Origin of the sequence: Moorena sp. SIO3A2, assembly GCF_010672265.1 — a bacterium.
In the GTDB taxonomy this organism is placed as follows: domain Bacteria; phylum Cyanobacteriota; class Cyanobacteriia; order Cyanobacteriales; family Coleofasciculaceae; genus Moorena; species Moorena producens.
This window is the reverse complement of sequence record NZ_JAAHHC010000065.1, coordinates 21,890-29,140: the sequence shown is the minus strand read 5'-3', so window position 1 is coordinate 29,140 and position 7,251 is coordinate 21,890. Positions and strand designations below refer to the sequence as shown.

Genomic DNA, 7,251 nt, shown 5'->3' with positions numbered 1-7,251 from the left:
TAAATTCGCCAAGGTCAAGCGCACCTCCGGACTTGCTATCATACCTTGGCGATTAGGAAATATATCAATAAGTGAAAATGAACCAATCACCAAACACTGGAACAATTTTAATCGTTGATGATAATCCCAATAATTTATCATTTCTCTACAAAACTTTGGAAAGTGCTGGGTTTCAAGTCAGAGTGGAAATGGATGGTGAAGGAACTATTGAACAAGTAGAGTATGAACCCCCTGATCTCATATTGTTAGATGTAAATATGCCCGTTATTGATGGATTTGAAACCTGCAAAAAACTCAAAAATAATCCAATATCTAAAGATATTCCCATAATTTTCATGACCGCGTTTGCTGATATAAACCATAAGATAAAAGGATTATCGTTAGGTGCAGTAGACTATATCCCAAAACCCTTTGAACAAGAAGAGGTATTAGCTAGAGTCAGGCTCCATTTAAAACTATATTTTTTGACAAAAACCCTCGCTGAACAAAATGCCTATCTCCAAGACGCTAAAGAAAAAGCAGAAGTAGCTAACCAAGCCAAGAGTGAATTCCTAGCTAACATGAGTCATGAACTCCGTACTCCCCTCAACGGTATTCTAGGATATGCTCAAATTCTCCAACGTGATGCGGCTTTAGCCGCCTCCAAAGGTGAACGAAATTTAACCGCCAAGCAACTCGAAGGCTTAAAAATCATTCAGAAAAGCGGTAGCCATCTCTTGACTTTGATCAACGATATCTTAGACTTATCTAAAATCGAAGCTGGCAAAATGGCACTGTATCCCACAGAATTTAATTTACTAACCTTCTTAGAGGAAGTTGTTGGAATCATCCGCATGCGAGCTAGTGAAAAAAATATTGTGTTGAGATTTGAACAAAACACTAACTTACCGACTGGTGTTAAGGCAGACGAGAAACGGCTCCGACAGGTACTGATCAACTTGTTAGACAATGCAGTAAAATTTACCGACCAAGGCAATGTAACGTTCAACGTTGGAGTGATTGAAGACCAAAACCCTACCTCCCTTGATCAGGGGAAAGATTCCCAAATCCAACATCGGACGATTCGCTTCGAGGTGATTGATACCGGGATAGGAATTAGCCCTCAACAATTAGAGACTATCTTCCAACCCTTTGAACAAACGGGGGATAGCAAATATCGGGCAGCTGGAACCGGCTTAGGCTTAGCCATATCTCGGCAGTTGGTGGAATTTATGGGAAGCCAACTAAACGTTAAAAGTGAGTTAATTAAGGGGTCAATGTTTTGGTTTGATGTTGCCTTACCTGTGGTTAAAGTTACCGAAGCAAAACGGAATATTGCAGGTCTTGTGATGGGTTACCACGGAAAACGACGCAAACTGCTAGTGGTGGATGATAACAAAGAAAATCGGTTGGTATTACTCAACATGCTTGAACCCTTAGGCTTTGAAGTGGTAACCGCAGAAAATGGTCAGCAGGGATTGGATGTCGCCATAGCGATCCGACCCGATCTGATTTTGACTGATTTATTCATGCCCGTCAAAACTGCTTTTACCATGGTGCCAGAAATGCGGGAAATACCTGATCTGAAAAATGTGCCGATCATTGCCCTTTCAGCCCGTACTTTTGAAATAGTTCAGAAACAGAGTCAGATGCTGGGCTGTGAAGGTTTTCTACCGAAACCCATTGACCAGGATCGGTTACTTGGTTTGTTGGAGCAGCTGTTGCAATTGCAGTGGGTTGATGACTGAGGTACTCTAAGAACAATTTTAGTAAGCATTCAGCTATCAGCCATAAGCGGTCAGCCGTTGGCTGATAGCTGACCGCACCTCAAGTAGTGTGCGCGTAGCGCATATGCTTACCTTTCCCTTTTAACCTTTAACTTTTTTGAGATTTATTAAGTCAGTGACATACTCCCACACGCTCATCGAAGATTACAGTGTGGGCTTCTTACCAACTCCAGCCATCACTATCGGCTTTCGCCGACGCGGGGCGCGTTCGGATACACGGGTTACTTTATTAACGACACGGGATGCCCCGACCCACCGGAACAATACAATAAGTTCTATTTTTTAGGCACGTAAGTGGCTGACAAACCAGCATTTAAGGCCGTAGGCCACGCTACGCGAACGGCTTTGTTTATCAGTACATATATTATAGCAATTTTATAATACCCTGTGCAAAATTCATCCCACACCTATGCTACGCATTAGGTGTGGGGCTTCTTTTGCCGGACAGCTAAAGTTTTTTTTTAAATACTATGATGTCAAATCATATCATGTCCAGGGTAAGCGCAAGAAAAAATTGCCCATAATGTGCATTGGCTGGATATCGGTTGATCGTGGCTCGAAGATTAGTCGATATCTTACTATCTTCGATAACCTCAACATCACCACCGAGTAACAACAGGTTATCAACCGCCAGCTTCTCCAACTTAGCTTGACTAGTAATATTACTGGGAATTTGATTAAAGAAGAACACATTAGGATTAACCGTCAGCAATGGCGAAGGCGGCTCTGGATTAGAAGCACTAAACACTCCTTGATTACCAAACCCAATCCCATCAGCAGTAGTGCCTACAAAAGAACCGGATACATCAAGCTTGGCATTCTCCCCAAACAAAATCCCCTTGGGATTAATCAAGAACAAATTTGCTCCACCATTGACACCCAAGGTGCCAAGAATATTAGAAGGATTCGCACCAGTTACCCGAGAAATAATATTTTCAATCCCAGCTGGATTAGCAAAATAAACCCTTTGCCCCTCTGAGACATTAAACTCTAGGAAACTGTGGAACAAATTGATATCCCGGATTGCTCCTCCTTTAATTAGATCAACAATTTCTCCATTTACTTGACCCGACCTTTGGTCAAACAAAGACCTTTCGGCGGTCGGTAACGTAGTATCAGGAGTAATCTGAGCATTAGCTTGCTTTACTGAAAATGCGTACGCTCCACTAATGGCTAAGCATAGCGCTAAACCTAACTGAGTGTTATAGCGTTTTAAGACATCTAATGTCATAGCTTAGATTTCTCCTGCTCCTGGGTCGAGTGTTTTTACTGCACTTAAGGTTAATCAATCTCTTGCCATCAATTAACCTAATTTTGATTAATCTAATTTTGATTAACCTACTGACAGCTGTTCAGTTTGATTGATAATGGCTTGAGGCTGTTATTCTCTGTGGAAATAATAATTTATGCTATTATACACCTATAGGTGGCAGCTATTGATATAAATTTTTGTTAAATTAGGTTAATTATGTTAAATTAGGTTAACCATTGCTACAGGTAATGCTGCTCCAAAGTGGCTGATAAATAACATCCAGTCATATCCAAAATTGCTGCAATTTCCAACAGTGAATCAATTGGGCTGAAACTCATTAAACTAGCGCTATAGTTAACCCCCGCCTAATCTGAGCAATTTTTATTAGCGCTATAGTTTAGGAATAGGATGCTAATAGCTAGCATCGCACGCTTATCGAAAATTGCTGAAATTTCCAACAGTGAATGAATTCGACTGAAGTTAATTAAGCTAGCGCTATCGTGATGATCCGAAATTGCTGAAATTTGCGACAGTCAAGATTATCGAAAATTGCTAGAATTTACGATAGTAAAGGATTTTCACCCTTTGTTGATTAACAAGGCGCGATCGCTATTATCCCAAATTGCTGGAATTTCCAACAGTCAACATTAGCCAAAATTGCTGAAATGTCCAACAGTAAAGGATTTTTACACTTTGTTGCTGTTGCTAGCGTGATCGCTATTATCCCAAATTGCTGGAATTTGCGGTAGTCAACATTATCCAAAATTGCTGTAATTTCCGGCAGTCAAGGATTTTCATCGAAGTTGCTGTTGCTAGCACTATCGTGATTAGCCAAAATTGCTGAAATGTCCAACAGTAAAGGATTTTCACACTTTGTTGCTGTTGCTAGCGCGATCGCTATTATCCCAAATTGCTGGAATTTGCGGTAGTCAACATTATCCAAAATTGCTGTAATTTCCGGCAGTAAAGGATTTTCACACTTTGCTGATTAACAAGGCGCGATCGCTATTATCCAAAATTGTTGTAATTTTTGATAACTATCGCGCGTTGCTCAAGCTAACGCGATGAAGCGAAGCTTCCGCTAAAAGCGATCGCGATCATCCCAAATTGTTAAAATTTACGATAGTAAAGGATTTTCACGGCTTTGTTGCTGTTGCTAGTGCGATTGAAATGCAGTCACGCTAAGCGATGAAGCGTTCGCAAAGCGTGGCCTACGGCCTCAGCTTCCGCTAAAAGCGATCGCGCCGACTCCAAAATTGCTGGAATTTCCGATAACTGTCGCGCATTGTGATTGCTAGTGCGATTGAAATGCAGTCACGCTACGCGATGAAGCGTTCGCAAAGCGTGGCCTACGGCCTCAGCTTCCGCTAAAAGCGATCGCGATCATCCCAAATTGTTAAAATTTACGATAGCAAACTAATTGGGCTAAAGCCTTAACTAGCGCTATAGTTATCCACAGCTTAAGCTTGCCAATGTGAATGATAGCGCGATCAACACGGCTGAAGGCGTACGAACGATCATCAAAAATTGCTGAAATATCCGACAGTCAACGAATTGGACTGAAAAAGTTATCCGAATTTACCTCATGTCATTAACCTATGCTTATTGATAATTGCCCAGTCTTTAAAACTGATCATGCTTCAAAAATTAGGGCATAGTTGAGGTAAAAATAATTTCATTAAGGCAATCTATTAATCTGATACTTAGATATTAACTTAGATTGCTTAACAAGTGGCTTAAAAAGCCTACTTTGCCAGAGCCAACCCGTTCCAAATGATGCTAACAAAGTATAGATATTGAAACTTAAAAAAAAAGTTAATCCTAAATTTACGCCTAATACTAGGGTCAGAAATATTATTTCGATAATAGATTGTGTATTAAACCTATTTTTACGCAGTTTGTAAAATACAAATCCAATCACAGCTAAGGCTAAAGCTATAGCGGGAGTGATTACCAAACCCCTAGCTATAGCTACAGGTAGGGCAATAGAGAGACTTAGTATACCAGCAATTCCTAAGTAGAATGGTTTCTTAGTCCTAAGAATACAGCGACGAAACAATGGATTACATCCTTCTTCAATTTGAATCCCTGGAAAAGGATGGTTTTCAATTCGACAACGACGGAAAGTAGGATTACTATTATTATTAATTTCCACTCCTAGACTAGTATTGCCATAGATGTCGCAGTCTTCTAGGGTTCCTAATCCATTGTCTGTAATCCCAATTCCGTTTCCTTTACCATCATAAATACGACAGTGACGGAGCGTGGGATTGCTAGCTTCAGAGATAACCACTCCTGAATAAGTATTACCATAGATGTCGCAGTCTTCTAGGGTTCCTAATCCGTTGTCTATAATCAAAATTCCGAAACTTTTAGCATCATAAATACGACAGTGACGGAGCGTGGGATTGCTACCTTTAGATATCTCCACTCCTCGATAAGTATTGCCATAGATGTCGCAGTCTTCTAGGGTTCCTAATCCATTGTCTATAATCAAAATTCCGGTTTGTTTACCATCATAAAGACGGCAGGTACGGAGCATGGGATTGCTACCTTTATCGATCTGCACTCCTGAATAAGTATTGCCATAGATGTCGCAGTCTTCTATCGTTCCTAATCCATTGTCTGTAATCCAAACTCCGCTTTGTTTACAATCATAAATACGACAGCTACGAATCGTGGTATTGCTACCTTTCGATATTTGCACTCCTCGATAAGTATTACCATAGATATCGCAGTCTTCTATCGTTCCTAATCCATTGTTTGTAATCCAAATTCCGTCTTTTTTACCATCATGAATACGACAGCTACGGAACATGGGATTGCTACCTGTAGTGATCTGCACTCCTGGATCAGTATTGCCATAGATGTCGCAGTCTTCTAGAGTTCCTAATCCATTGTCTTTAATAAAAATTCCGAAACTTTTACCATCATAAATACGACAGCACCGGATAATGGGATTGCTACCTTTAGAGATCTTAACTCCTTGATAAGTATTGCTATAAATGTCGCAGTCTTCTATTACTCCTTGACCATTGTCTTCAATCTTAATTCCGTCTTCTTTGCCATCATAAATACGGCAGCGATGGATCGTGGGATTGCTACCTTTAGAGATATCTACTCCTGAATAAGTATTGCCATAGATGTCGCAGTCTTCTAGAGTTCCTAATCCATTGTATTGAATCCGAATTCCGGAACTTTTACCATCATAAATACGACAGCGACGGATCGTGGGATTGCTAGCTTCATTGATATACACTCCTGAAGCAGTATTGCCATAGATGTCGCAGTCTTCTAGAGTTCCTAATCCATTGTCTTTAATAAAAATTCCGAAACTTTTACCATCATAAATACGACAGCGACGGATAGTGGGATTGCTAGCTTCATTGATATACACTCCTGAAACAGTATTGCCATAGATGTCGCAGTCTTCTAGAGTTCCTAATCCATTGTCTTTAATAAAAATTCCGAAACTTTTACCATCATAAATACGACAGCACCGGATAATGGGATTGCTACCTTTAGAGATCTCCACTCCTGGATAAGTATGACCATAAATGTCGCAGTCTTCTATTACTCCTTGAGCATTATCTTTAATCTTAATACCGTTACCTTGCCCATCATGAATACAGCAGCGACGAATAATGGGATTTGCTTTAGAATCACAAATAACTATACCACAGTCATAGGCGGTCAGATCACAATCTTCAAGGATTAACTCTCCCTTGGGAATACACACACCTACAGTGGATTCTCGCAAAGTGAAGCCTCGCACTATTGCATAGTCTGTTTGCATCAGAATACAGTTCAGATTAGTGGCCTCAATAACGATATCGGAGGCTTTACCATCTCCTAAAATTTCTAGGGATTTATCAATAACAATACTTTCTCTGTAAATCCCTGGCTTTACTAAAATTCTGGTTTCAGGTTGGGAATTTTTAATCGCCTCGCCAATTGTTGTGTAGTCAGCCCTATCCGATTTAGCAACAACTACGGTTTTATTTGAATTAAAATTACTTGTCACAGTCTAAAAGTATTTTCGGTAAAACGACAAAAAATAACTTTATAAGCAGTTCCCAAGTTATTGATAGAAGAAGCGTCTCTCTTTCTATCCCAAATAAATTTTTATATAAATAAAGATTGCTGATGAAACTCTATCCTACATGCATGCCGCAGGTTTACTTAGATAAATAAATAGTATAGCAGTTTTTAATTGGGTGAAGTACTTTGCTT

At 40.0% G+C, this 7,251-nt stretch carries 4 protein-coding genes; 1 reads left to right on the top strand and 3 read right to left on the bottom strand.

Annotated elements, in window-relative coordinates:
• Window positions 1-77: 77 nt before the first annotated feature.
• A complete protein-coding gene (locus F6K64_RS34280) occupies window positions 78-1,727 on the top strand; it encodes a response regulator (RefSeq protein WP_287267753.1) in 1,650 nt (549 codons plus the stop codon).
• A 520-nt stretch (window positions 1,728-2,247) separates the two neighbouring features.
• Here F6K64_RS34280 and F6K64_RS34275 read toward each other — a convergent pair.
• The 3 genes from F6K64_RS34275 to F6K64_RS34265 form a co-directional block, all read right to left on the bottom strand.
• A complete protein-coding gene (locus F6K64_RS34275; RefSeq protein WP_287267751.1) occupies window positions 2,248-2,997 on the bottom strand; it encodes a filamentous hemagglutinin N-terminal domain-containing protein in 750 nt (249 codons plus the stop codon).
• A gap of 805 nt (window positions 2,998-3,802) precedes the next feature.
• Entirely contained in the window at window positions 3,803-3,961 is a 159-nt protein-coding gene (locus tag F6K64_RS34270) for a hypothetical protein (protein ID WP_287267749.1), read from the bottom strand.
• Between the two features lie 735 nt (window positions 3,962-4,696).
• Entirely contained in the window at window positions 4,697-7,042 is a 2,346-nt protein-coding gene (locus F6K64_RS34265; RefSeq protein WP_287267748.1) for a right-handed parallel beta-helix repeat-containing protein, read from the bottom strand.
• Window positions 7,043-7,251 lie beyond the last annotated feature (209 nt).

What these genes read in the sequence shown, in the direction of transcription:
- F6K64_RS34280 (WP_287267753.1), top strand. Translation starts at nt 78, where the DNA reads ATGAACCAATCACCAAACACTGGAACAATTTTAATCGTTGATGATAAT.
- F6K64_RS34275 (WP_287267751.1), bottom strand. Translation starts at nt 2,997, where the DNA reads ATGACATTAGATGTCTTAAAACGCTATAACACTCAGTTAGGTTTAGCG.